This window comes from Enterococcus sp. AZ191 (assembly GCF_051713845.1).
Taxonomy (GTDB): domain Bacteria; phylum Bacillota; class Bacilli; order Lactobacillales; family Enterococcaceae; genus Enterococcus_B; species Enterococcus_B durans.
Window position 1 is genome coordinate 1 of record NZ_JBIOQS010000009.1, and the last position, 2,147, is coordinate 2,147.

The following is a 2,147-nucleotide window of genomic DNA, read 5'->3' on the forward strand; positions in this document are numbered from 1 at the left end:
TTCTTCTTTTAAAAAAGAACCTCTTTCCTTTTTGGAGAGAGTTCGTTGATATAAATGGTAAATACGTATTTTTCCACCTTCAACGCCTGATCCACGTCTCAATATGTTGTTTAGCTCTTCCTCCGTAAAATCTGGAGTAATTTCTTCGTAATCAGGATTTTTTTCAACAAAAAAAGACTCCGAAGATTGTTTTTCTTCCAAGTCTTTTATATCTATATTAGATTTTACCTCTATAGAATCTCGTTCATTGCGAGTTCGATTGCTTGTTCTCGAAATTGTGTGAGAATCTTCGATTTTTCCTCGAAATCCGCTTGTTGAGTTGGAGTCAGTGGATTGGCTTCTTCCAACGCTTCCATCAATTCGCTTACTCTGTTCCACACTTTTTTGTTGATCTCGTGTCCCCACTTCATCAAATCGCCCTCGACTAGTTTGATTTGATACTCCACGGGATTCTCTTCCTGTAATTTGGCTACGGCTATTTTCCCGAATCTCCCCAATGGATAATTGGGATACTCGACTTCTGGTATCAGTTGTCCTGTCTCGTTCTCGTAGTATTTTAGACTCATGTTCATTCATCCTTTCTCTTTTATAAACTAAAATTTCTTTACTAATTAGTCGGTTTATTTCATTTGCATAATTCATTACTTTAAAAAAGTTAGGCAAACTTTGTAACATAGTGAATTCTTGTTCGGTTATATCCATTACTTCAGAACCAATACTCTTATTTTTTGCCAAAAATAAACCAATTTCTATAGATAGTCTACGAATATCTGGTTCTTCAGTAAAATCAACTGTTTCATCAATTAAATCTTCTATCTCTTGGCTAACTAAAAGATTCCAATCATTCTTTTCTAACGTATAATCTGGAAAATTAAGTTCTTTTCCATCTGTTTGAGAAAGATCAAAATAATGTTTTATATTTATTTTCCCTGTTGACTGGCTAAGAACAGCAATGGATTTTTCTCCTTTTTTAACAAATCGTCCTAATTTTTTCCACGTATCAAAATCAGCGATATGGGTAGCATTCGACTTCTGTCCGTAAATAAATATTTGCTCATAAATATCGTATTTATGAAACATCTGAACCTGATTAAAAAAATCAAATAAATTGTTCTTATCAGAAACAACCGTTTGGAATGTCTCCTTGAATAAGTTTCCTAATTCTTTGTACTTTTGATAATTCATAGTTTCCCTCCTATAAAAATAAAAGAAGGAGGAGCGGATACGCCCCTCCTTAGAAAAGGCGTACCCTTTTCTATTCAGTTTTTATCAAAAATCAATTTCTAATGAATAATCTAAGATTTGTTTCACTAATAAAAAGTCTTCACCTCTTAATCGATCAATAAACTCTTTACTCACAATTCGTTCAGTATCAAAACTATGAATCTGTGTCGCATTGATTCTTCCATGTATTTTGTATCCATGCAATGGAATATAACCAGAAAAATTATTTCCTCCTGAAGTAATTGGACACACAATAATATAATTCGTTTTACGATTATACGCATTGGAAGAAACAACCAGGGCTGGGTGTTTCCCCCTCATCTCTCTTCCAAAAGACGGCGTGAAATTCAACCATATAAGGTCACCTTGTTGCGGTTCATACATCCTTTTCTATCTCCTCCTGAGCTAAAAATTGCCATTCCTCATCTTCTGCTTTTTGAAAAGATTCATCTGATAAAAATGGATTTTTAATTTTTGGTGTAAAAATCAATCCACCATTTTTTGATTTATAGGTGACATACTCTGTTCCTGCTTCAACTTGATATTGTTTAGGAATTGAAATAGAGATTGAATTACCAACTTTTCTAGCTGTTACATGAATCATTCTGCATTCCCCCTGTTCGCCAAATATTTTACCACGTAAAATTAGATTTTACAACGTATTTTATCTGTGCTTACACAATTAAAGGTTATGCTCAATTGCATATTCCATTTCTTCATATGCTCGTTGATTCAAATAATGTTGAAGACTCCGGTCGCAACTTTTTCTTAGCTGATTCATTATCTTTTTTAATTCATACTCTTGGTTCTTTGGTTGATATCCGTTGTATCCTATTCTAGTTTGAACTTTAGATTTAGGTCGCTTAGATTCAATCTCATCATTTTTATTTCTCTCATGAAGTGGCAATCATCACTAGTTGCTA

Annotated in this window: 2 protein-coding genes and 1 pseudogene; all 3 read right to left on the minus strand. The window is 33.4% G+C overall.

Features of this window, described 5'->3' with window-relative positions:
- A pseudogene (locus tag IGI47_RS14080) lies at window positions 1–1,185 on the minus strand (hypothetical protein); the annotation flags it as partial.
- Between the two features lie 84 nt (window positions 1,186–1,269).
- Window positions 1,270–1,608 (minus strand): type II toxin-antitoxin system PemK/MazF family toxin, encoded by a 339-nt coding sequence (locus IGI47_RS14085; protein WP_081123657.1) that lies wholly within the window; start codon window positions 1,606–1,608, stop codon window positions 1,270–1,272.
- Window positions 1,601–1,828: a type II toxin-antitoxin system PemI/MazE family antitoxin gene (mazE, locus tag IGI47_RS14090; RefSeq protein WP_071856366.1), complete on the minus strand. Its 228-nt coding sequence runs from the start codon at window positions 1,826–1,828 to the stop codon at window positions 1,601–1,603. The genes IGI47_RS14085 and mazE overlap by 8 nt, the downstream gene beginning before the upstream one ends.
- Window positions 1,829–2,147 lie beyond the last annotated feature (319 nt).